Source organism: Rhodococcus sp. NPDC056516, assembly GCF_042794655.1.
In the GTDB taxonomy this organism is placed as follows: Bacteria; Actinomycetota; Actinomycetes; order Mycobacteriales; family Mycobacteriaceae; genus Rhodococcus_F.
Map to the genome: position 1 here is coordinate 402,738 of NZ_JBHTTG010000002.1, position 19,495 is coordinate 422,232.

Genomic DNA, 19,495 nt, shown 5'->3' on the forward strand with positions numbered 1-19,495 from the left:
TATCGAAATTCACGCTCCGTTCGGATCGAACAACGTGGCCTGCGGTTCGTTGACGCGAACCTCGATCCCGCCCGCGGCGGCATCCGGCGGCGGCGTCATTCCCAGTTGAGTCCAGGCAGCGGCGGTGGCCACACGACCTCGCGGCGTCCGGGCGATCATCCCGGCACGGACCAGGAAGGGCTCGCACACTTCTTCCACCGTCGACGGTTCCTCGCCCACAGCGACGGCCAGCGTCGACACACCGACGGGCCCGCCGCCGAATGAACGCACCAGCGCACTCAGGACGGATCGGTCGAGTCGGTCCAAGCCCAACTGGTCCACGTCGTAGACAGCCAAGGCGGCCTGAGCGACGTCCATGGTGACGATTCCGTCGGCGCGAACCTCCGCGAAGTCACGAACCCGTCGCAGCAATCGGTTCGCGATACGCGGCGTCCCCCGCGAGCGTCTCGCGATTTCGGCGCCGGCGTCAACTTCGAGATTGACTCCCAGAATTCCCGCCGAGCGCATCAGAATCTGTTGCAGCTCTTCGGGTTCGTAGAAGTCCATGTGCGCGGTGAATCCGAAGCGGTCGCGCAACGGGCCGGTTAGCGCACCGGATCGGGTTGTCGCACCGACCAACGTGAATGGTGCGACCTCCAGAGGTATCGACGTGGCGCCGGGCCCCTTACCGACGACGACGTCGACGCGGAAGTCCTCCATCGCCAGATACAACATCTCCTCGGCCGGACGAGCGATTCGGTGAATCTCGTCGATGAACAACACGTCGCCCTCGACGAGATTGCTCAGCATCGCCGCCAAGTCACCGGCGCGTTCGAGCGCCGGCCCGGACGTCAGCCGCAGGGAGGAGCCCAACTCCCCCGCGATGATCATCGCCATCGACGTCTTACCGAGTCCGGGCGGACCGGACATCAGGATGTGGTCAGGCGTGCTGCCACGAAGTTTTGCTCCGGTGAGCACGAGCTGCAATTGCTCGCGGACCCGGGGCTGCCCGATGAAGTCGTCGAGACTCTTGGGGCGCAAACTTGCTTCGACGTCGCCGTCTCCCGCCACCAATTCGGCAGAGACCTGCGATTCGTCGTCGAAATCGTCGATCGGATCGAAGTTCATCGAGTCTTACCGAGCAGCGACAGGGCCGAACGCAGTGCTACCGACGTAGTGGCCTCGGGCGATTCCGCCAGAACCGAATCCGTGGCCTGCTCGGCCTGCTTGATCGGGAAACCCAAACCTTCGAGAGCTTCGACGATCTGATCGCGGATCGAACTACCGGCGACGACACCGGAGGCCGCGCCGGCCGTCGTCGCAACCGCGTCGACCTTGTCGCGCAATTCGACGACCATGCGCTCGGCACCACGTTTGCCGATGCCGGGGACCCTCGTCAACGCCGTCAGGTTGCCTTCCGACAGTGCACGCCGCAATGCGTCGGGTTCGAGAACTGCGAGAGTTGCCATCGCCAGGCGCGGCCCGACTCCCGAGACCGTCTGCAAGAGGCTGAACAGGTCCTTCGACTCGGTGTCGGAAAATCCGTAGAGCGTCATCGAGTCTTCGCGAACGATCATCGTCGTGAACAGGCGCGCTTCGCTTCCGCGATGGAGCGCACCGAGCGTCACAGGGGTGGCGTTGACCCGATAGCCGACACCCGACGCTTCGATGACCGCATGGTCGAGCGCAATATCGAGTACCTCGCCGCGTACCGACGCGATCATCGTGAACCTGCCTTCTTCATCTCGGCCAATTTTGCCTGATACTTACGCATTTGTTCGGCGGCCATCGCCTCGGCGCGGGCCATTCGCTCGATCATGGGCGCTCGCCAGCAGTGACAGATCGCCAGCGCCAGAGCGTCGGCGGCGTCGGCCGGTTTCGGCGCCGTCTTCAGATTCAGGATTCGAGTCACCATCGCGGTGACCTGCGCCTTGTCTGCGTTACCGCTACCGGTGACGGCGGCCTTCACCTCGCTGGGCGTGTGGAAACACACCGGGATTCCGCGTCTGGCGGCAGCGAGCGCCACAACTCCACCTGCTTGCGCCGTCCCCATCGCGGTACTGACGTTGTGCTGCGCGAACACACGCTCGATCGCGACAACCTCCGGCTTGTACTGCTCGATCCACAGTTCAGCCGCATCGGAAATCCGTAGGAGCCGAGATCCGAGATCCATCTCTGCCGGGGTCCGCACCACGTCGACGGCAATGGGGCGCACTTTCCTGCCGTTGCTCCCGTCGACCACACCCAACCCGCAGCGAGTCAAGCCTGGGTCCACTCCGAGCACGCGCACTTTGTCACACCTCTCCATACCGAACAGCTGTTCGATAGCTTAGCGGTGCGCGGGACTACTGCCCCGCATCAACACGCAACCCGGCCGTGACGAGGACGTCAGGGCCGGGCTGAGTTGAAAGGCAATCAGTCTTCGAGGGCCGCGAGAACCTCGTCGGACAGATCGATGTTGGTGTAGACGTTCTGCACGTCGTCCGAGTCTTCGAGTGCGTCGACGAGCTTGAAGATCTTGCGAGCGCCGTCGACATCCAGCGGAACCTCGACGGAAGCGCGGAAATCGGCTTCGGCGGAGTCGTAGTCGATGCCGGCTTCCTGCAGTGCCGAACGTACGGCAACCAGATCCTGTGGCTCACTGACGATTTCGAAGGTTTCACCGAGATCGGTGACCTCTTCGGCGCCGGCGTCGAGCACAGCCATCAGGACGTCGTCCTCCGACTGGCCGTTCTTCTCCAGCGTGACGACGCCCTTGCGAGCGAACAGGTAGGAGACCGAACCCGGGTCAGCGAGGTTGCCACCGTTGCGGGTCATCGCGGTGCGAACTTCACCGGCTGCGCGGTTGCGGTTGTCGGTGAGGCACTCGATCAGAACGGCGACGCCGTTGGGTCCGTAGCCCTCGTACATGATGGTCTGCCAGTCTGCGCCGCCCGCTTCTTCACCGGCGCCGCGCTTGCGCGCACGCTCGATGTTGTCATTGGGAACTGACGTCTTCTTCGCCTTCTGGATGGCGTCGAACAAGGTGGGGTTGCCCGTGGGATCGCCACCGCCGGTTCGTGCCGCCACCTCGATGTTCTTGATCAGCTTCGCGAAGGATTTGCCACGACGTGCGTCGATCACAGCCTTCTTGTGCTTGGTGGTGGCCCATTTTGAGTGGCCGCTCATGCGATTCAAGCCCCTTTCCTGCTGCGTTGCGCACGCCGAATGCGCGTCTTTCAGCTCTGCCGATGTTACCCGTCCCACGTCACAACTCGCTGCATCCCCCGACACGAATTGACCAAACACAGCATTGTTTGCATAGAATGCAAACATGTTGGTGCGAATAGATCACGCCTCCACAACTCCACTCGCGGAACAGATTGCCGCCGGGGTTCGTGGCTCGGTCATCCGCGGCGAAATCGGCCCGGGCGATCGACTGCCGTCCGCTCGCGCTCTCGCCGAGTCGATCGACGTCAATCTCCATACGGTCCTTCGTGCGTACGCAACACTCCGCGACGAAGGCCTGATCGACCTCCGACGCGGACGTGGCGCCGTCATTCGCGCCGAATTCGACTCGGGAAGAACGGCTCTCAACGAATCTGCACGCGAGTTCGTTCGGCAGGCCCGAAATCTGGGACTCGACACCGCGCACATGCTCGACCTCATCAAGGAGACCAGCACACAATGACGACCAGCAAGATCCGACTCTGGACAGCAGCCTCACTGACTCTGATCCCGACCCTGATCCTGGTTCTCGCGCGCTTCGCGTGGGGCGACCGCCTACCCGAGACCGTCGCGAGCCATTGGTCCGGATCGAACCCGGACGGGTTCAGCACCACAACGACGTTCTTCACCATCGCGCTGGCGCTTTCACTGGTGGCAGTCGTTTTCGCGTGTGTTGTCGCGGCCCGTTCGAGCACCAACGCGCCCCTGTTTCTGGCCGTCACCTCGATCTCGAGTGCGACGTTGGCAACGATCTGGATTCTGAGCGTCGCCCTCACGATCGACGCCGGAGCACCGGAAGACGCACGTATCGGTTGGTGGATTCTTGCGCCGATCGCGGCCGTGCTCGTCGGAGTTCTGGCGTATGCACTGCCTGAGCAGCAACGCGACCCTGAGACACCACTTCCGACCCCGACGCTGGACACGCCGCTCGCGGCCTCCGAACGTGCAGTGTGGGTCGGGCAGGTCCGCAGCATCTGGCCGTGGATCCTCACCGCCGGCCTCGTAGTGCTCGTGATCGCCACTGCCGCGTATTCGGATTGGTGGGTTGCCGTGGTTCTGGGTGTGTCGACCCTCGCGATCACGGCTTTCGCTTCGGTCACCGTGCGCGTGGACCGCCACGGTCTCGGCATCAGTTCCTGGGGCGTTCGATGGAAGAAAATCCCCATCTCGAAGGTGAAGTCCGCATCGGTCGATTCGATACGTCCGGCCGAATGGGGTGGATGGGGTTACCGGATCACACCGCGCGGAACGGCCGTCACTCTCCGCTCGGGTGAGGCGATAGTGGTCACTCTCGAGAACGGACGACTGTTCGCCGTGACCGTCGATCACCCCGAAGACGGTGTGAAGCTGATCAATTCGCTGGTTCAGGCTGGTTGATTCACGAACAACACAGCAGCGGCATTGCCGGCGAGGTAGAAGCCGGCAATGCCGAACACCCATCCGATCGCACTGTCGCCGTAGCGAGACATCAACGAGTCCACCTGGCGCAGCGGCTTGTCCAGGCGGTTCCCGGCCACGAGCCGACCGCACAGAAGAATGACTGCCGGTGCCGCCATGATCAGGCAGTAACCGGCAAGTATCGACGCCGACATGACTGAGGACAGCCCAGCCGCTGTGATCATCGCGATCGCCGCCAAATAGGGCAGCATCGTCACCAATTCGGCGGTTCCGGCTGCAATGGCCAGAAGTACGACGCTTCTCGCCGAACGACTCGAATCGAGTACCCGCTCCCGCCAGGCGTGCGTTCGATCGGCCTGACCGGATGTGCGCCGCTTTTCGGAGTCGAATCGAAAACTCGACGCGAACAACGCGATACCGAGAATCAGCTGCGCCCCGCGAGCTACCGGAGTGTCGAGAAGCGGGGCGACAACCGGCATGCCCACGCGGGCCGTCGTCCAGACGGTTACCCCGACAACAAAATAGAACGTCGTGATCACTACTAGGTAGGTCAGCAGACTGCGAACCTGCGGCCGTCCCGGTTTCAACAACATCCACACGGGGACGACCAACGTTCCGATGCTTGTACTGTCCAACAGGGCGAGGCCGCCCAGGGTCGTCAGAAGGACTAGTTCCACGTCAGTCGTGTCGACGCTCGGGTGTCACCGTGCCCCTCGTCCGGACTGCGTTCACGATGTCGAAAGCACCGATGATCGCCAAAATCACCCCGAGTGGCCCGCCGCGAAACCAGAAGAACTCGGCGTCACGCGCGAACAGCCAGAGACAACCGCCCCCGACGACGAGGAGAATGCCGATCATCATCTCGAAACGAATTTTCATACCTCGAGCGTGTCGTCTCGCTCGGATCCGCGCATCAGCCGTCGGAACAACGCCGACCTCATCATTTGGTATGACAAGTCAGAGGCTTCGATGTGCTCTGATAAGTCTGTGGTGACCAGAAGTCGGAGCGTCGGCAAGTGGAACGATCCGCTCATCGCCATCGGCCTGTTCGCGATCGGGGTAGTTCTCTACCTCGTCGGCCTGTACAAAATGTGGACCGATGTCGGAGGTGTCGCCGACGTTCCCGTCGGGGTTCGGATCGGGATGCTGGCCATGCTGTGTGCGATCGACTCGTTTCGGCGGATGCGCCCGGCAACGGCCTTGGCGGCGGGGGCCGTCATCGTCGCGGTCGATGCCGCCCTTGGCCCCACTCTGCCGATGTGGTTGGTCCTCTCGGATCTCACCTACGCCGCAGTTCTGTACGGGACGGCGCGGCTGGGCCGAGTGGTGTGTTCTCTGACCGCGGTGACGGTTGCCGCGCTCACCGCACTCGTTTACCTGTCCACCAGGGACGTCCGCGCTGCGGCTGGGGCGGGCGTCGTGACCGCTCTGTTCTTCGGTATGCCGGTGTGGTGGGCACTGGTCATCCGTCGACAAGTCGAACTGACCGAGGCAGAACGCGAGCGTTCCAGAGTCCACGAAGCACTCGCCGCTCTGGACCGCGAAGCCGCGGTCGCTCACGAACGCGCAACCATGGCGCGGGATCTGCACGACGTGATCGCAAGCCACCTCTCTGCCATCGCCATCCACTCCGAAGCTGCACTCTCCACCGCTACTCTCTCCACTGAACGGGGTGAACCAGACGATGGCTTGCGGGAAATGGTAGGGGCGATCAGATCGAGCAGCCTCGCGGGGCTTTCCGAGATGCGGTCGATGATCGAACTGCTTCACGCCGGGGACGGCGAGACGCCTGACCCGCGTTCCTCTCCCCCGCGGCTTACCGAGTTGCCCGTTCTACTGAACGCGGCCCGTGCCACCGGCAGCGCAGTGGATGTAGCGATCGACGTCGACGCCGCCGAGCTGCCGAGCGTGGTCGATCACACGGCGTATCGAATCACCCAGGAAGCGTTGACCAACGCACTCAAGCATGCGCCGGGCGCGCCGATCTCGATGTCGATCTCCCTCCAGCACAATGCATTACAGATCGAGATCCGAAACCCCATCGGTCCCGACATATCCAGTCCGCGGGCACGAACGCGCGGGCTTGCAAACATGCGTCATCGTGCCGAGCTGTTGGGCGGTTCACTCGACGCACTTCCGGTCGACGGAGAATGGACGGTATGTGCGCAGCTACCGGTCCACACACCGAACGGCACGGATCGGTGATCACCGTCGCCCTGGTCGACGACCACGCCGCGATCCGCTCCGGCCTGTCGATGATCCTGCGGCAGCATGACGACATCGATGTCGTTGCAGAAGCGGGAGACGGCGCGTCGGCGATCACCGTCACTCGCACGCATCAACCCGACGTCGTACTGATGGACATCCGGATGCCGGGCACCGACGGCATCGAAGCGACCCGTCAGATCATCGGTACGACCCGCAGCCGAGTTCTCGTGTTGACCACCTTCGACCTCGACGAATACGTCTTCGCAGCTCTGCGCGCTGGTGCATCGGGCTTCCTGCTCAAGACCGCGACAGCGGACGAGCTGACCAGCGCCATCCGCAATGTCGCGGGCGGCGATGCGGTGCTCGCTCCCCGAGCCGCACGCGCACTGATCGGCGAGTTCGTTCAGCGCACTCCCAAGCCTGCCGAGCCGCTCGGACTGAGCGAGCTCACCGATCGCGAACGCGAAGTGCTCGTTCTACTGGGTATGGGTCTGTCCAACGCCGAACTGTCGCGTGAACTCGGTGTCGGTGCTCCGACGGTGAAGTCGCATGTGTCGCGAGTTCTGTCGAAGCTGCACCTCACCTCACGCGTCCAGGCGGCGATCCTTGCCCGCGAACTGGAGCTGTAGTTCAGCCGAAGTGAACTAGCGCCCTAGCCGCGCACCAGATCGACGAACATCTCGTGGACTCGACGGTCCCCGGTGACCTCGGGATGGAACGAAGTGGCGATCACCGAGCCCTGCCGAACCGCGACGATCCGGCCCGCGGCCTCCCCCGCCGCGGCGGGAACCTGCGCGAGCACCTCAACACCCGGACCGACCCGCTCGACCCACGGTGCGCGGATGAAGACTGCGCGGATGGGATCACCGACGATTCCCTCGAACTCCAGGTCGGACTCGAAGGAATCGACCTGACGACCGAAAGCGTTGCGGCGCACCGTCATGTCGATGGCGCCGAGATGTTCGGCGTCCGGCCGGGTGTCGAGTACCTCGCTGGCGAGCAGAATCATGCCGGCACACGATCCGTAAGCCGGCAGCCCGCCGCGGAGTCGATCACGAAGCGGTTCCAGCAGCTCGAAAACCTGCAGAAGCCGGCTCATGGTGGTGGATTCGCCACCCGGGATCACGATTCCGTCGACCTTGTCGAGTTCCTCGGGTCGCCGGATACCGACTGCGTCCGCTCCCGAATCATCGAGTGCGGCAAGGTGTTCGCGAACATCACCTTGCAGGGCGAGTACACCGATCAACGGACGCGTCATCACACAGTTCCTGTCTTGTTCTCACGGCTGTTCTCGTTCTCACGGCTGTTCTCGTTCGCACTGCTGTCGGGTTCGCGTTCGAGACGCGTCAAACCCTCCTGAACCACCGCTGCCACCATGTTGCCATCGCGATCGTAGATACGCCCCTGAGTGAGCGCGCGACCAAAACCTGCCGACGGCGACGTCTGGTCGTAGAGCAACCACTCGTCGGCCCGGAACGGACGCAGGAACCACATCGCGTGATCGAGCGAAGCAGTCTGCGTCTTCACGCCGCGGTGCGGGACTTTCGAAGTTCCGAGCAGGGTCATGTCACTGAGGTACGCAAGCGTGCAGATGTGCAGCAGCGGACGATCCGGCAGAGCCTCGCGGTAGCGCATCCACACGCGTTGTTGCGCGGCGAGATCCGGCGCTGACACACTCTGCTCGGCCGGCACAATTCGGATGTCCCAGTTTTTCCATTCCTGGTAAAACTGCGATTCCGCCAACTTGGGAACGGTCTGCGCGTCCGGCAAGTCCTCCGGAGCCGGAACCGAGGGCATCCGATCCTGGTGCTCGATGCCTTCGTCGTCGACGTGGAACGAGGCCGACATCGTGAAGATCGTCTTACCGTCCTGGACCGCATTGACCCGACGCGTGCAGAACGAACGACCGTCGCGAATGCGATCCACCAGGTAGACCGTCGGAATCTTCGGGTTTCCCGGGCGCAGGAAGTATCCGTGCAACGAATGCACGTGGTAGCTCTCGTCGACGGTGCTCACGGCAGAAACCAACGACTGCCCGGCAACCTGCCCGCCGAACGTCCGTTGAAGTGCAGTGGGATGGACCGCACCGCGGAAGATGTCCTTCTCCAGGTGTTCGAGCGCGAGGATCTCCTCGATACCAACCATGAGTCCTCCGGAAACATTGACCGCCTACACAGACCGCCGCACTAGGCGCGATGACGGTTCACAATATCGCCTTGGCGAGCGGGCACGGCACCATGGTGGGCGTGAGTACATTCATCCCGTCCACTCCCCTCGATCTGGCCGAGCAGATCGCAACGCTGAGTGGATCGTTTCCATCGGTGGCGGTAGTAGCGATCGACGGACCTGATTGTGCGCAACCGTCGCGGCTCGCGGAACTGGTCGGGGTTGCAACCGAGTCGCACAGCAGGCCGAGTGCCGTTGTGTCACTGCACGACTACGTGCGGCCGGCGTCGCTGCGATACGAGTTCGGTCACGAGGATGCGCTGAGTTACCGCACCATCTGGTTCGACTACCCGGCACTCGATCGTGAAGTGATCACCGCGGCCCGCGCCAAACGAACGCTGTTGCCGAAACTCTGGGACGAAACCACTGATCGCTCGGCTCGCTCGACCCGTATCCCTGTCCACGAGCGCGCGGTCATCGTGATCGCCGGCCCGATGTTGCTTGGGCGCGGACTGGAGTTCGACATCACCGTCCGCCTGGACATGAGCGAAGCGGCCATGCGGAGGCACACACCGGAGGCGGATCGGTGGACCGTCGAGGCACTCCTCGAACACCGATCAGAAGTGTCCGAGGAGGTCGATTTCGAGGTCAGATACGACCATCCGCCCCGGCCTGCGGTGCGGTCTCGCCGCGTTTGATTTCACGGCGGTTGACTTCACTGCGGTTGATCTCACTTCGGGCGATAGAGCCTGGTCAGGCCTTCCTGGACGACCGCGGCAACCATGTTTCCTCGGCTGTCGAAGATGCGCCCCTGCGTCAGTGCCCGGCCGAAGCCCGCCGAAGGCGACGTCTGGTCGTACAACAGCCACTCGTCGGCCCGGAACGGCCGCAGGAACCACATCGCGTGATCGAGCGACGCGCTTTGCATGGCGACATCCATGTGGGGGCCGCGAGAAGAGCCGAGCAACGTCATGTCGCTCATGTATGCGAGCGTGCAGACGTGAAATACCGGGTCGTCCGGGAGCGCCTCGCGGGAACGGAACCACACTTGCTGCTGTGCGGCAGCGCCCGGACGTTTGTTGATGTCTGCCTTCGGCACCATTCGCAGGTCCCAGTCGGACCACTCGCGAGCCAACCATGCGGTCTCGGGGTCCTCCGAATCCTGGGCGATGGCCAGCGTTTCAGGGTCAGGGACGGGCGGCATCTCGTCCTGGTGCTCGATGCCTTCGTCCTGGACGTGGAAGGATGCAGACATCGTGAAAATGGCTTGTCCGTCTTGGATTCCGGTGACCAGGCGAGTCGCGAACGATCGTCCGTCGCGAACACGATCCACCAGGAAGACGGTCGGTTCCATCGGATTTCCCGGACGCAGGAAGTATCCGTGCAACGAATGAACTGAATAGGCCGGATCGACCGTTCGTACTGCCGACACCAATGCCTGGCCGGCGACCTGGCCGCCGAAAGTACGGGTCAGGGTGGTTTCCGCGATGATTCCTCGGAAGATGTCACGCTCGAGGCGTTCCAACTCCAGAATTTCTTCGATCCTCGCCATCGATGCCCCACATCTTCCCGTGTACCGACGTCTACCGACCTTCACACAATGCCTGATGCAGCCCCGGCCACCAAAGTGGGCATCCGAAAACTGGGCACCCGAAAACACTGAGCGACGGGGCGCATCTATTCAGAACGGCGATGGATCGTCTCCTCGATCGACGGTCCTCCTCTGGACCTTCTTCTTCACCCGCAGGTGCATCCGTATCCGCTGGCGCCGGCGTTCACCCCGCACGCGGGCCGCCTTGTTCTCCAAACGTGTACGTCGACGCCGACCACCCTCGGGCAGTACGGGCTCGAGCATTCCTGCCAGCAGACCTGACGGCCGAGTTCGGTAACAATGTCCGGTAATCGACGTCAGGGTGACGCTCCGGTCCGGATTCGAGCTGTGCACCCACTGACCGGAATGCTTGAGGCGGTGATGATTTCGACAATAGGCACTCAAGTTCGAGGCCACGGTCTTTCCACCGCGTGCTGGATCGCGATGATCGAAAGGTTCGGTGTGATCGAGATCGGAATTCCATGCCGCGACATCGCAGTGCAACCACTGACAGCTACCCGATATCACCCTCACCCACGTGTCTAGGACAGCGCCCGGGCGGTACACCATCGCCGAAGGAACTACAGGCGACGGAACTACAGGCGAAGGTACTGGCTCGCCCTCATCGGCAGACTCGAGCGCCGCATCGGCTGGTACCTTCACCTTCCGAATCAACGCACCCGCGGCGATGTCACGCGCATGCTCTGCACTGATCACTCCGTATCCGTCGAGGTGAGCGGGTTCGTCTGTACCTGGCGAGTCACCGCCCTGGAGCGCGGATTCCACCATGACCACGTGCACTAACGGCCGACGCACCACAACAATCCCGCTGCGGACTTGTGGGCAGTCGGCCCGGCCACAGTCGCACGGCAGAATTGTCGACCCAGCTACCAACGCTCCCAAGGCGTCGGCTCGTCGCTGCTCGTATTTACGGGAATCGTGTCGGCACACCGACATCGCCAACTCCCGCAACCGACCGTCGAAAGCCCGTGCGTCCTCCGCCGGAATACTCCCCAAGATCCGCGCCATTCCGTCTTCTGCGGCGCTCACGCCTACGAATCGGTCAGCCAGGGCGCGGCGTCGACGCTCCCGCATCCCCTCCGGATCCACCACGGCGACGATTCGGTCGATGGCCGCCGTCAATCGGCGGCCGGTCAACCCGGTACCGCCATGTATCGGTGGTGCTGAAATCTTCTCGAGGAGTTGGCGTTCCACCTCGTCTATCAAATCGTCATCGACATTGGCTGTAGCGGAGTCGATCAATCCGACTCGATACAAATCCAGTTCTCCGCGTGCCATAGCGGCACGCGTGCGATGGAGTCGAGTCTTCAGAGAAAAGCCGAGGCCGATCAACTTTCCCGCCGCGGCACGGCCCATGGTCAACGCGGCGCCGAGCTCGGCCTCAGCTAGTTCGTGCGCGGTGGACGACCACGCGCCGGCATCGGAGTGTTCAGCGCTGCGACGCTCGAAAAACTCGGCAACGGCAGCGAGTTTCCGTTCCACGAGCATCGACTCACGCGCATGCAGTTCGGCGATGAGATCGATGAGGGCGCAGTCGGATTCAGCACCGAACAGCTGCGCTGCGGCACTCGAACTTCCTACTCCGTCATCGAACATTGCTCCACAATATTCGAAACTATGTTCGAACATCTACAGTTTCCAGAAATCAGTCCGAAGAATCCCGATTGACCGAAAATTGTTGCGGAGCGGCCTTTGCGGCCACTCTTGTTCCGGCAACGGATTCCACTACTGAACCAGAGCGTTGATAATGCGGGCGACTTCGGCCGGATAGATAGGGCGGTCGGACCCACCTGCCAACACCCAGTGGACTGGACTACCTTCGTCCAGGACACGGAGGTGCACGTCGAGCGAAAACGCATCGATGTCAGCTGAGTCGACTGCAAAGACGTGAACAATCTCATGCCCAAGTAGCCCCTCGAACTCGAAGATGTTGTCGACGACCTCGAGCAACTCGACACTTCCCAACCTGACGCCGAGTTCCTCCGCGAACTCGCGTCGCAGCGCTGCCTCGGCCGTCTCACCGAACTCGATACCGCCACCGATCAATCGATGGAAGTTCTCACCCGTGACAGAGTCCGTGCCGTCGAGCACCAGTACGTGACCGGAACGGAGCGGTATCCCCAGTGAGATGTTACGAATTGACGACATACGACACAGTTTAGGTGGCCAATTCGAACACCATTTAGATTCCGACGACGGCGAATATCACCAAAAGTGATGAGGTGGGCGCAAATACGACTTGGACTTGCCGAGACTCCCGATGACAGACTCGAACATCATTCCCAGACAAAAGAATCCATTGAGGAACTCGATGAACGACGCCAGTACCTGGACCGCACGACTTGCCGCACTCGACCTGACGCTCCCGCCGGTCGCTACCCCGGCAGGCTCCTACCTCCCCGCCGTTCACACGGGGGCATACGTCTACACATCGGGGCAATTGCCGCTCGTCGACGGCACCACGACGTGCATCGGCAAGTTGGGTGAAGGTGTCTCCGTCGAAGACGCCGCTCAGGCGGCGCGGCTGTGCACTCTCAACGGACTCGCGGCCGTCGACGCCTTGGTCGGGCTCGACCGCATCGTTCGCGTCGTCAAGGTCGTTGGATTTGTTGCTTCCGGATCCGGATTCTCCCAGCAACCCCAGGTGATCAACGGTGCGTCCGACCTGCTGGCCGAGATCTTCGGTACCGCAGGACAACACGCTCGCTCCGCGATCGGCGTCGCAGAACTCCCCCGGAACAGTGCCGTCGAGGTGGAATTCGTGTTCGAGGTCTCCGAAGTCTGAAGACCAACAATCAGTACGTAGTTCCCATCGCGCGCCGGACCTCGTCGAGGGTTCGGCGCGCGAACTCGCTGGCACGGGTATTACCAGCTCTCACGACACCGTGAACAAACCCAGGATCGGCCGCGATCTCGTTTCGACGGATTCGGTGGCCGGCGAAATATTCGTTGACCGCGGTAGCGGTGAGCTCCTTGAGCGCTCGAGCACCACCATTCCCAACTTCAGCTGCAAGGGACTCTTCGTCCCTGCCCAGGCACAGCGCCGCTGTGGTCAGTAGTGCAGATATCCCCGGACGGTTGGCGCGGTCGAAAGTGATCGTCCGTTCAGAGTCGGTCGGCGCCTTCCGGATCATCTTCACTGTCTGGTCGGCCGTCATCGACAGTGAGATCGCGTTGCCGTAACTCTTCGACATTTTCCTTCCATCGATACCTGGTACTTCCGGAGCAGAAGTCAGCAAGGCTTGTGGCTCCGGGAATACGCGACCATAACGATCGTTGAAACGGCGCGCAATAACTCTCGTCAACTCCACATGCGGGAGGTTGTCCTTGCCCACAGGCACCAAGTTGCCCTTGCAGAACAACACGTCCGCGGCTTGATGTACCGGATACGTCAGAAGCAAACCACTGAGCGCTCTTCCCGAAGCGTCGTGTTCGGCTTTCACAGTGGGATTTCGATGCAGTTCTGCCTCGGTGATCAGGCTCAGGAACGGCAGCATCAATTGATTCAACTCTGGAACTGCGGAGTGCGTGAATATCGTCGAGCAATGGGGGTCGAGGCCAGCGGCGAGATAATCGATTACTGCGCTATAGACATTCTCGCGCACTCGCCTAATCGCGTCGCGATCCGCGATCACTTGATAGTCGGCAAGAATGACAAATGTTTCGATCCCCAGTGCTTGCAGACGGACACGCTCGATGATCGTGCCGAAGTAGTGTCCGAGATGCAACGATCCGGTTGGTCGTTCACCCGAAATGAGGCGGTATCGCTCCGGGTTGGAAGCGATATCGACATTGAGTTCTGCGCTTCGTCGAAGAGTGCTCTCGAAAGAATCGACGATACAGCTCCTGTTTTGGGGGCTGCACGAATCCATATGCCGAGCAAGGCATTCACGGGCTACGTACAGCCCGTGAACATGATTAGACGGACTGCGGAAGCAGCCACCACCATGCCTGTCGAATGCTAGTCATCAGGAAACAATAGCAACCCGCTTGCAGATCGCCTTCCCGTTACGTGACTAGATCGCAACGGGAACCGAGGAAAGAAAACGGCGGTAGCTGCATCTGCAACCACCGCCGTCTCACACAACTATCCCGAGCCCGTCGAACCTGGTGTCACCAGCCACGCTCTGCGAGGCGGTGCCCAACCGGCAGGTCGTCGACGTTGATGCCGACCATTGCCTCGCCGAGTCCGCGCGAGACCTTGGCGAGCACGTCCGGGTCGTCGTAGAACGTGGTGGCCTTGACGATGGCCTCGGCGCGCTGCTTCGGGTTGCCGGACTTGAAGATACCCGATCCGACGAACACGCCCTCGGCGCCGAGCTGCATCATCATCGCAGCGTCTGCCGGGGTGGCGATGCCGCCAGCGGTGAACATGGTGACCGGCAGCTTGCCGGCCTTGGCGACCTCGACGACCAGCTCGTACGGGGCTTGCAGTTCCTTGGCAGCGACGTACAGTTCGTCTTCGCTCAGCGAGGTCAACCGGCGGATCTCGCCACGGATGGTGCGCATGTGGGTGGTGGCGTTGGAGACGTCCCCGGTGCCGGCTTCACCCTTCGAGCGGATCATGGCGGCACCTTCGTTGATGCGACGCAGCGCTTCGCCGAGGTTGGTGGCGCCACAGACGAAGGGAGCGGTGAACTTCCACTTGTCGATGTGGTTGGCGTAGTCGGCCGGGGTCAGGACCTCGGACTCGTCGATGTAGTCGACGCCGAGGCTCTGCAGGATCTGCGCTTCGACGAAGTGACCGATGCGTGCCTTTGCCATGACGGGGATGCTGACGGTGGAGATGATGCTGTCGATCATGTCAGGGTCGCTCATGCGCGAGACGCCGCCCTGTGCGCGAATGTCCGCGGGGACCCGCTCGAGTGCCATGACGGCGACGGCGCCTGCGTCTTCGGCGATCTTGGCCTGCTCAGCGGTGACAACGTCCATGATCACACCGCCCTTGAGCATTTCAGCCATGCCGCGCTTGACGCGTGCGGTGCCGATGGCGGTGGTGGGGGCAGAGTCGGGGGTGCTCACAGCAAACTCCTGCAGTAGTGGCGTGACAAAAGAAACGAGGCACGGCGAACACACGAGTTCATTCGCACGGAGGCCTCTGGCCAGAACTCTAGGACGAACCGGCCTTCGATTCCGTATCCAATTTGCCATTGCTGGCCTTAAATGGCCGCGGCACCTGATCTGCCGAATGGATCAGCGGATAGAGCGCACTTCCGGATCCTCGGTACCGTCCGCAATCGTCGCCGCTTCCACCAGGAGGTTTGCCAGATCCAACGGGTAGACGGGCTCACCGGACTTGGCCAGTCGGCGGATCTCGTCGGCACTGCACCAGCGATGGCCCGTAATCGCGCGCTGCTCCAATTCCGTATGGCCTTGGAAGACCGGCTCGAAGCCGTGAGTCCGCGTCGCGAAGAACAGCTCTTCCGAACGGATCAGCTCACCGTCGAACGGGAAAATCGCCACACGACGCCAGAGCGGACCTCGCAGATTCTCCGGAGCCACGACGAATCCGGTCTCCTCCTCGATCTCACGAACGGCAGCGGCCCGCAGATGTTCACCGCGTTCGAGCCCGCCGCCGACGGTGAACCAGAAGTACGTGTTCGGGATCTGAGGATCGTGCCCGCGCAGCAGCAGCACCCGATCGTCCTCGTCCAGCATCACCACACGGGCGGAGGTCCGCGACGTATCGACGGTGATGCCCTCGGGCACCGCGGCCGCGGTGGTGCGCTCGGAGATCTCGAAATACTGAGGCAGCGGCGCAGTTCCACCGAGGTGAAGCCAGCGAACAAGACGACGCGTACGGAGTGCAAGGGTGTCTCGCACAGCGTCGTTGTGGAACCGCCTGGCGATCAGCACCCTCGCTTCGGCGTCGGCCAGCTCGGCTACCAGTTGAGGTCGCAGCGACGTCGTGCCGTAGGCGGCTAGAGCGTTGGACAACCGGTTCTCCGCGAGTTCCCGGTCTTGCCGGTCTGCCCGTTCAGCGGCGTCCGCCAAGGTGACGAATCTGCGAGCGTCGTCGGCGCTCATGTCCACGGCCGCCGCGCGGACCACCGCTGCACGGCGGGACAGTGCTGCATCGAGCGCCAACCAGGACTGATCCGAACGCACATGCAGCCGATCGAGTCGATTCGCCGTCCCATAGGCCCACAGCCCGACGACCAAGACGACGGCGGCGACAAGTCCGAGAATGAAGATCGTCAGAGCGGAAAAGGTCATGATCCCACCACACGAACGCCGGTGCCGCCGACCGTGACGGTCTCGTAAACACGCAGGATCTGCTCGGCAACGACCGGCCAGTCGTATTCGGCGACAACACTTGTAGCGGTGTTGACCAGAGCACGGCGTCGGTCCGGATCGCCGAGAACGGAATCGATTGCCTCGGCCAGGGCATCGGAGTTCCCGATGGGGACCAGCAAGCCGGCCTGGCCGTCGCGAAGAACACGGCGGAAGGCGTCCAACTCACTCGCGACGACGGCGGTACCGGCCGCCATGGCCTCGACAAGCACGATCCCGAAGCTCTCGCCGCCGAGGTTGGGCGCGCAGTAGACGTCCGCACTACGAAGCGCCGACGCTTTCTCCTCGTCGCTGACCTGCCCGAGCAGTCGGAGATGCTTGAAGTACTTGCCCGCTTCTTTGCGGAGTTTTTCCTCGTCGCCGCGCCCGACCACGATCACTTCGAGATCAGGATGACGCTCGACCAACTCCGGTAGTGCACCGAGGAGGACGGCCATCCCCTTACGCGGTTCGTCGTAGCGCCCGAGGAACAGAATGGTTCCACCCTCGCGCGGATAGCCGGGCAACATGTCGGCCTCGGCAAACGCTGCGACGTCGACGCCGTTGGGTATTTCGACCGCGTCGGATCCGAGGGACTCGACCTGCCAACGACGCGCCAACTCCGAGACTGCGATCCGCCCACTGATCTTCTCGAGATACGGGGCCAGGACACCCTGAAATGTGCTCAGCACCAACGACTTCGTGGTCGACGTGTGGAAGGTGGCGACGATCGGGCCCTCCGCGATACGCAACGCGAGCATGGACAGACTCGGCGCATTGGGTTCGTGGATGTGCAGAACGTCGAAGTCGCCTTCCGCGATGAACTTGCGGAGGCGGGCATTCGCCGTCGGGCCGAAGGACAACCGTGCAACAGAACCGTTGTATGGAATCGCGACGGCTTTACCAGCGGAGACCACAAAATTCGGTAACTCGTCGTCGTCGGACGACGGCGCAAGCACGCTCACCTTGTGGCCGCGTTCGATCAGCACCTCGGCCAGATCCACCACGTGCGCCTGCACCCCGCCGGGGACGTCGAAGGAGTACGGGCAGATCATGCCGATTTTCATTCACCCTCCATGCGGGCGAGCCGCGATTCGGAGAGATCCGAGCGCCACAGCGGCTGAAGCATGTGCCAGTCAGCGGGGTGCGCTGCGATGTTGACCGCGAATCGGTCGGCCAGTGCCTGCGTGGCGCGGCCGACGCCGCCGGAAACGTCGATCGGCGGGTCGATCTTGAAACCCCACCCGTCGGGAGTGAACCAGCAGTGGACCGGTAGAAGCGGCGCTCCGGTGTCGATCGCGAGCTTCGCCGGGCCTGCGGGCATGCGAGTGGGTTCTCCGAAGAACGTGACGGGCACACCCTTCTTCGCCAGATCGCGCTCCCCCAACAGGCACACGATCTTGTTCTCACGCAGATGCTTGGAGAGTTCGACGAACGGAGGATGCTCTCCGCCGCTGAGCGGGAAGATCTCGAAGCCGAGACTCTCGCGATATTCGACGAACCGTTCGTACAGGGATTCGGGTTTGAGCCGCTCGGCCACCGAGGTCAATCCACCCCACTGCTGAACGCACCACACGCCGGCCATGTCCCAGTTGCCACTGTGGGGCAGCGCCAGCACTGCGCCATGACCTGCCGCCATCGCTTTTTCCAGATGTTCCTGGCCCTCGACCAGCGCATGCAATGCTTTACCGGTGGCGACCAGGTCCATCGACGGTAGACGGAACGCCTCACGCCAGTACCGGGCATACGAGCGCATCGAATCCTTGATCAGCTGATCCGGGACTTCCTCCGGTGTCGTCGCCAGAACTCTCGCGAGGTTCTTCCTGAGTTGTTCGGGTCCGCCTTTGCGGACCGCGAAATCCGCTCCGGCGTCGAACAGCTTGACCGCCACCGATTCCGGCAGGCTTCGGACCAGACGCCAACCCGCGGCGTATCCCAGATCGGTTGCACGCTCGGCAAAACTCATTGCTCTGCCTCGCCGTCGGTGTTCGACTCACCTTCGACCGTTGATGCGGCCGGGGCGATCGGCAGAAGTTCCCGAGCGCCAGGTGAATTGCGGACCGCGAGCACTCGCTGGAAGACAGTGACGATACTTCCGGCGGCAAGTACCCACATCGCGATGTGGATTGCCCACGGTAGACCCATGCCTGTAAGGCCCGATCCGACCAACACGATGATCAGCCGGTCCGGACGCTCGATCCAACCACCGTCGGCAGTCAGCCCGCTCGCCTCGGCGCGTGCCTTCGCGTACGAGATGACCTGCGAGGTGACGAGGCAGATGAGCGTCGCCACGAGAAGCCACTTGCTGTTCTCGTGGTAGACCGCCCACCACGCAAGGCCGGCAAAAATCGCACCGTCGGCCACGCGATCACAGGTGGCGTCCAGGACGGCCCCGTAACGCGTTCCACCACCGCGGGCGCGGGCCATGGCGCCGTCGAGCATGTCGAACATGACGAAGAACCAAATGAACATGGTTCCCCAGAACAGGTGTCCGGACGGAAACAGCGTCACCGCCCCGGCGACACTCGCCACCGTGCCGATCACCGTCACCGCGTCTGGCGTCAGGCCGGTCTTGACCAGCGCCTTCCCCATAGGTGCCGTCACCTTGGACACCGATTCGCGTCCGAAGAAGCTCAACACCGCAGGAAACCT

23 protein-coding genes are annotated in these 19,495 nt (G+C 62.5%); 6 read left to right on the top strand and 17 right to left on the bottom strand.

What is annotated here, in order from left to right; translation table 11 throughout:
* Positions 1-9: 9 nt before the first annotated feature.
* The 4 genes from ruvB to ACFQ6Y_RS06870 all read right to left on the bottom strand — a co-directional run bounded on the left by ruvB (position 10) and on the right by ACFQ6Y_RS06870 (position 3,147).
* Positions 10-1,107: a Holliday junction branch migration DNA helicase RuvB gene (ruvB, locus tag ACFQ6Y_RS06855; RefSeq protein ID WP_378445879.1), complete on the bottom strand. Its 1,098-nt coding sequence runs from the start codon at positions 1,105-1,107 to the stop codon at positions 10-12.
* Positions 1,104-1,703 (bottom strand): Holliday junction branch migration protein RuvA, encoded by a 600-nt coding sequence (gene ruvA, locus ACFQ6Y_RS06860; RefSeq protein ID WP_003943318.1) that lies wholly within the window; start codon positions 1,701-1,703, stop codon positions 1,104-1,106. The genes ruvB and ruvA overlap by 4 nt, the downstream gene beginning before the upstream one ends.
* Positions 1,700-2,269 (bottom strand): crossover junction endodeoxyribonuclease RuvC, encoded by a 570-nt coding sequence (gene ruvC / locus ACFQ6Y_RS06865; RefSeq protein WP_243617247.1) that lies wholly within the window; start codon positions 2,267-2,269, stop codon positions 1,700-1,702. The genes ruvA and ruvC overlap by 4 nt, the downstream gene beginning before the upstream one ends.
* 125 nt (positions 2,270-2,394) lie before the next feature.
* Entirely contained in the window at positions 2,395-3,147 is a 753-nt protein-coding gene (locus tag ACFQ6Y_RS06870; RefSeq protein ID WP_230817251.1) for a YebC/PmpR family DNA-binding transcriptional regulator, read from the bottom strand.
* 145 nt (positions 3,148-3,292) lie between these two features.
* Here ACFQ6Y_RS06870 and ACFQ6Y_RS06875 point away from each other — a divergent pair, with 145 nt between their 5' ends.
* Both ACFQ6Y_RS06875 and ACFQ6Y_RS06880 read left to right on the top strand, forming a co-directional pair.
* A complete protein-coding gene (locus ACFQ6Y_RS06875) occupies positions 3,293-3,649 on the top strand; it encodes a GntR family transcriptional regulator (protein WP_003943322.1) in 357 nt (118 codons plus the stop codon).
* Positions 3,646-4,563, top strand: coding sequence for a hypothetical protein (locus tag ACFQ6Y_RS06880; RefSeq protein WP_378630427.1), 918 nt, complete (start codon positions 3,646-3,648; stop codon positions 4,561-4,563). Before ACFQ6Y_RS06875 ends, ACFQ6Y_RS06880 begins: the two co-directional genes overlap by 4 nt.
* On the opposite strand, the gene ACFQ6Y_RS06885 is transcribed toward ACFQ6Y_RS06880, so the two are convergent.
* Together ACFQ6Y_RS06885 and ACFQ6Y_RS06890 are read right to left on the bottom strand one after the other, a co-directional pair.
* Positions 4,551-5,261, bottom strand: a complete 711-nt coding sequence (locus ACFQ6Y_RS06885) for a GAP family protein (protein WP_378630430.1) — start codon at positions 5,259-5,261, stop codon at positions 4,551-4,553. The two genes, ACFQ6Y_RS06880 and ACFQ6Y_RS06885, sit on opposite strands and share 13 nt — an antisense overlap.
* 1 nt (position 5,262) lies before the next feature.
* A complete protein-coding gene (locus ACFQ6Y_RS06890; RefSeq protein ID WP_378630434.1) occupies positions 5,263-5,463 on the bottom strand; it encodes a hypothetical protein in 201 nt (66 codons plus the stop codon).
* Positions 5,464-5,574: 111 nt separating this feature from the next.
* Between ACFQ6Y_RS06890 and ACFQ6Y_RS06895 the strand changes: the two genes are divergently transcribed.
* Together ACFQ6Y_RS06895 and ACFQ6Y_RS06900 are read left to right on the top strand one after the other, a co-directional pair.
* Positions 5,575-6,789: a sensor histidine kinase gene (locus ACFQ6Y_RS06895; protein WP_378630439.1), complete on the top strand. Its 1,215-nt coding sequence runs from the start codon at positions 5,575-5,577 to the stop codon at positions 6,787-6,789.
* Positions 6,744-7,421 (top strand): response regulator, encoded by a 678-nt coding sequence (locus tag ACFQ6Y_RS06900; protein WP_378630472.1) that lies wholly within the window; start codon positions 6,744-6,746, stop codon positions 7,419-7,421. Before ACFQ6Y_RS06895 ends, ACFQ6Y_RS06900 begins: the two co-directional genes overlap by 46 nt.
* A 23-nt stretch (positions 7,422-7,444) precedes the next feature.
* Here ACFQ6Y_RS06900 and pdxT read toward each other — a convergent pair whose 3' ends face one another.
* Entirely contained in the window at positions 7,445-8,050 is a 606-nt protein-coding gene (gene pdxT / locus ACFQ6Y_RS06905) for a pyridoxal 5'-phosphate synthase glutaminase subunit PdxT (protein ID WP_378630477.1), read from the bottom strand.
* Positions 8,050-8,937 carry an acyl-CoA thioesterase II gene (gene tesB / locus ACFQ6Y_RS06910; protein ID WP_378630482.1) on the bottom strand — a complete coding sequence of 296 codons (888 nt, stop codon included), beginning with the start codon at positions 8,935-8,937 and terminating at the stop codon, positions 8,050-8,052. The genes pdxT and tesB overlap by 1 nt, the downstream gene beginning before the upstream one ends.
* A 50-nt stretch (positions 8,938-8,987) precedes the next feature.
* Here tesB and ACFQ6Y_RS06915 point away from each other — a divergent pair, with 50 nt between their 5' ends.
* Positions 8,988-9,656 carry a hypothetical protein gene (locus ACFQ6Y_RS06915; RefSeq protein WP_378630487.1) on the top strand — a complete coding sequence of 223 codons (669 nt, stop codon included), beginning with the start codon at positions 8,988-8,990 and terminating at the stop codon, positions 9,654-9,656.
* Between the two features lie 32 nt (positions 9,657-9,688).
* Here the strand turns inward: ACFQ6Y_RS06915 and ACFQ6Y_RS06920 are convergent, their stop codons facing one another.
* The 3 genes from ACFQ6Y_RS06920 to ACFQ6Y_RS06930 form a co-directional block, all read right to left on the bottom strand.
* The gene (locus tag ACFQ6Y_RS06920; protein ID WP_019748291.1) at positions 9,689-10,510 is read right to left on the bottom strand and encodes an acyl-CoA thioesterase II; all 822 of its coding nucleotides are present in this window, start codon (positions 10,508-10,510) and stop codon (positions 9,689-9,691) included.
* 129 nt (positions 10,511-10,639) lie between these two features.
* A complete protein-coding gene (locus ACFQ6Y_RS06925; RefSeq protein ID WP_378630492.1) occupies positions 10,640-12,166 on the bottom strand; it encodes a DUF222 domain-containing protein in 1,527 nt (508 codons plus the stop codon).
* A gap of 129 nt (positions 12,167-12,295) precedes the next feature.
* Positions 12,296-12,718, bottom strand: coding sequence for an NUDIX domain-containing protein (locus ACFQ6Y_RS06930; protein WP_378630497.1), 423 nt, complete (start codon positions 12,716-12,718; stop codon positions 12,296-12,298).
* Positions 12,719-12,881: 163 nt separating this feature from the next.
* Here ACFQ6Y_RS06930 and ACFQ6Y_RS06935 point away from each other — a divergent pair, with 163 nt between their 5' ends.
* Positions 12,882-13,355 (top strand): RidA family protein, encoded by a 474-nt coding sequence (locus tag ACFQ6Y_RS06935; RefSeq protein ID WP_378630501.1) that lies wholly within the window; start codon positions 12,882-12,884, stop codon positions 13,353-13,355.
* A 10-nt stretch (positions 13,356-13,365) separates the two neighbouring features.
* Here the strand turns inward: ACFQ6Y_RS06935 and trpS are convergent, their stop codons facing one another.
* From trpS to pgsA, 6 genes are all read right to left on the bottom strand, one after another.
* Positions 13,366-14,442, bottom strand: coding sequence for a tryptophan--tRNA ligase (gene trpS, locus ACFQ6Y_RS06940; protein ID WP_378630506.1), 1,077 nt, complete (start codon positions 14,440-14,442; stop codon positions 13,366-13,368).
* A gap of 241 nt (positions 14,443-14,683) precedes the next feature.
* Positions 14,684-15,592, bottom strand: a complete 909-nt coding sequence (pdxS, locus tag ACFQ6Y_RS06945; RefSeq protein WP_003943338.1) for a pyridoxal 5'-phosphate synthase lyase subunit PdxS — start codon at positions 15,590-15,592, stop codon at positions 14,684-14,686.
* Between the two features lie 171 nt (positions 15,593-15,763).
* Positions 15,764-16,786 (bottom strand): NUDIX domain-containing protein, encoded by a 1,023-nt coding sequence (locus ACFQ6Y_RS06950; protein WP_378445867.1) that lies wholly within the window; start codon positions 16,784-16,786, stop codon positions 15,764-15,766.
* The gene (locus ACFQ6Y_RS06955) at positions 16,783-17,910 is read right to left on the bottom strand and encodes a glycosyltransferase family 4 protein (protein ID WP_378630510.1); all 1,128 of its coding nucleotides are present in this window, start codon (positions 17,908-17,910) and stop codon (positions 16,783-16,785) included. The genes ACFQ6Y_RS06950 and ACFQ6Y_RS06955 overlap by 4 nt, the downstream gene beginning before the upstream one ends.
* Positions 17,907-18,809 (bottom strand): phosphatidylinositol mannoside acyltransferase, encoded by a 903-nt coding sequence (locus ACFQ6Y_RS06960; RefSeq protein ID WP_378630515.1) that lies wholly within the window; start codon positions 18,807-18,809, stop codon positions 17,907-17,909. The genes ACFQ6Y_RS06955 and ACFQ6Y_RS06960 overlap by 4 nt, the downstream gene beginning before the upstream one ends.
* Positions 18,806-19,483 carry a phosphatidylinositol phosphate synthase gene (gene pgsA / locus ACFQ6Y_RS06965; RefSeq protein WP_378630520.1) on the bottom strand — a complete coding sequence of 226 codons (678 nt, stop codon included), beginning with the start codon at positions 19,481-19,483 and terminating at the stop codon, positions 18,806-18,808. The genes ACFQ6Y_RS06960 and pgsA overlap by 4 nt, the downstream gene beginning before the upstream one ends.
* Positions 19,484-19,495: the final 12 nt, after the last annotated feature.

What these genes read in the sequence shown, in the direction of transcription:
- ruvB (WP_378445879.1), bottom strand. Translation starts at nt 1,107, where the DNA reads ATGAACTTCGATCCGATCGACGATTTCGACGACGAATCGCAGGTCTCT.
- ruvA (WP_003943318.1), bottom strand. Translation starts at nt 1,703, where the DNA reads ATGATCGCGTCGGTACGCGGCGAGGTACTCGATATTGCGCTCGACCAT.
- ACFQ6Y_RS06870 (WP_230817251.1), bottom strand. Translation starts at nt 3,147, where the DNA reads ATGAGCGGCCACTCAAAATGGGCCACCACCAAGCACAAGAAGGCTGTG.
- ACFQ6Y_RS06875 (WP_003943322.1), top strand. Translation starts at nt 3,293, where the DNA reads ATGTTGGTGCGAATAGATCACGCCTCCACAACTCCACTCGCGGAACAG.
- ACFQ6Y_RS06880 (WP_378630427.1), top strand. Translation starts at nt 3,646, where the DNA reads ATGACGACCAGCAAGATCCGACTCTGGACAGCAGCCTCACTGACTCTG.
- ACFQ6Y_RS06890 (WP_378630434.1), bottom strand. Translation starts at nt 5,463, where the DNA reads ATGAAAATTCGTTTCGAGATGATGATCGGCATTCTCCTCGTCGTCGGG.
- ACFQ6Y_RS06900 (WP_378630472.1), top strand. Translation starts at nt 6,744, where the DNA reads ATGTGCGCAGCTACCGGTCCACACACCGAACGGCACGGATCGGTGATC.
- pdxT (WP_378630477.1), bottom strand. Translation starts at nt 8,050, where the DNA reads ATGACGCGTCCGTTGATCGGTGTACTCGCCCTGCAAGGTGATGTTCGC.
- tesB (WP_378630482.1), bottom strand. Translation starts at nt 8,937, where the DNA reads ATGGTTGGTATCGAGGAGATCCTCGCGCTCGAACACCTGGAGAAGGAC.
- ACFQ6Y_RS06915 (WP_378630487.1), top strand. Translation starts at nt 8,988, where the DNA reads ATGACGGTTCACAATATCGCCTTGGCGAGCGGGCACGGCACCATGGTG.
- ACFQ6Y_RS06920 (WP_019748291.1), bottom strand. Translation starts at nt 10,510, where the DNA reads ATGGCGAGGATCGAAGAAATTCTGGAGTTGGAACGCCTCGAGCGTGAC.
- ACFQ6Y_RS06925 (WP_378630492.1), bottom strand. Translation starts at nt 12,166, where the DNA reads ATGTTCGATGACGGAGTAGGAAGTTCGAGTGCCGCAGCGCAGCTGTTC.
- ACFQ6Y_RS06930 (WP_378630497.1), bottom strand. Translation starts at nt 12,718, where the DNA reads ATGTCGTCAATTCGTAACATCTCACTGGGGATACCGCTCCGTTCCGGT.
- ACFQ6Y_RS06935 (WP_378630501.1), top strand. Translation starts at nt 12,882, where the DNA reads ATGAACGACGCCAGTACCTGGACCGCACGACTTGCCGCACTCGACCTG.
- trpS (WP_378630506.1), bottom strand. Translation starts at nt 14,442, where the DNA reads ATGGATTCGTGCAGCCCCCAAAACAGGAGCTGTATCGTCGATTCTTTC.
- ACFQ6Y_RS06950 (WP_378445867.1), bottom strand. Translation starts at nt 16,786, where the DNA reads ATGACCTTTTCCGCTCTGACGATCTTCATTCTCGGACTTGTCGCCGCC.
- ACFQ6Y_RS06955 (WP_378630510.1), bottom strand. Translation starts at nt 17,910, where the DNA reads ATGAAAATCGGCATGATCTGCCCGTACTCCTTCGACGTCCCCGGCGGG.
- ACFQ6Y_RS06960 (WP_378630515.1), bottom strand. Translation starts at nt 18,809, where the DNA reads ATGAGTTTTGCCGAGCGTGCAACCGATCTGGGATACGCCGCGGGTTGG.